The sequence below is a fragment of the Ruegeria sp. AD6 genome (assembly GCF_056542325.1).
This window is the reverse complement of the sequence record NZ_JBQFZQ010000031.1, coordinates 1-1,413: the sequence shown is the minus strand read 5'-3', so window position 1 is coordinate 1,413 and position 1,413 is coordinate 1. Positions and strand designations below refer to the sequence as shown.

At 51.7% G+C, this 1,413-nt stretch carries 1 rRNA gene; it reads right to left on the bottom strand.

The features are described 5' to 3' along the window. Window positions 1-1,229: ribosomal RNA gene (locus ACR0KJ_RS19415) — 23S ribosomal RNA — on the bottom strand; the annotation flags it as partial. Between the last annotated feature and the right edge of the window lie 184 nt (window positions 1,230-1,413).

The window sequence follows — 1,413 nt, the reverse complement described above, 5'->3', positions numbered from 1 at the left end:
CTATGTCACACTACGCTCTGCTACCGATGCTTACGCATCCCTAGACTTCGGCTCATGGCTTGAGCCCCGTTACATCTTCGCCGCAGGACAACTTATTTAGACCAGTGAGCTGTTACGCTATCTTTAAAGGATGGCTGCTTCTAAGCCAACCTCCTGGTTGTTTTGGTCGTCCCACCTGCTTTCCCACTTAGCCATGAATTGGGGGCCTTAGTCGTAGGTCAGGGTTGTTTCCCTCTCCACTACGGACGTTAGCATCCGCAGTGTGTCTGCCATCTAGTACTCCCGGGTATTCGGAGTTTGGTTAGGATCAGTAAGCCTGTGGGGCCCCATTACCCATCCAGTGCTCTACCCCCCGGGGTATTCGGATGACGCTCTACCTAAATAGATTTCGCAGAGAACCAGCTATCTCCGAGTTTGATTGGCCTTTCACCCCTAGGCACAGCTCATCCCGATCCTTTTCAACGGATGTGGGTTCGGTCCTCCAGTAAGTGTTACCTTACCTTCAACCTGGCCATGCCTAGATCACTCGGTTTCGGGTCTGATCCCACGAACTCATACGCCCTATTAAGACTCGCTTTCGCTACGCCTACACCTAACGGCTTAAGCTTGCTCGTGAGACCAAGTCGATGACCCATTATACAAAAGGTACGCCGTCAGCTCGCAAGGAGCCTCCGACTGATTGTAGGCGTTCGGTTTCAGGTACTGTTTCACTCCCCTCGTCGGGGTGCTTTTCACCTTTCCCTCACGGTACTGGTTCGCTATCGGTCAGCAAGGAGTACTTAGCCTTCGAAGGTGGTCCTCCGATCTTCAGACAGAATTTCACGTGTTCCGCCCTACTTAATACGTCCGTCAAAGCTTCGAATACGGGGCTGTCACCCGCTATGGCCACGCTTCCCAACGTGTTCTTCTCACTCATCCGGCTCGGCTGGTCCCCGTTCGCTCGCCGCTACTAGGGGAGTATCAATTGATTTCCTTTCCTCCGGGTACTTAGATGTTTCAGTTCCCCGGGTTTGCTCTTAAAACCCTATGTATTCAGGTCTTAAGTACCTGTTCATGCTCATTATTGATTAGCAGAGCTAACAATAACAAACATTCAGGTGGGTTGCCCCATTCAGAAATCCATGGATCAAAGCTTATTCTCAGCTCCCCATGGCTTATCGCAGAGTATCACGTCTTTCATCGCCTCTTGCTGCCAAGGCATTCACCAAACGCCCTTCTCGCGCTTGATTTGATCCAGAAAAAGAAAGACATAACTTAGTGCGCTACCGCCTATTCGGCTACTTGAGCGCAGTCAGGTCAATCGCGATCGCCCAGCTGGTAACTAAAGGCGATCTTTCTTCTGAACCAAAAGCATACTTTCCCGCCTTCCATCCTGGAACCCGCGCTGCCGATGTCGGTCGGCCCCACGCAGAG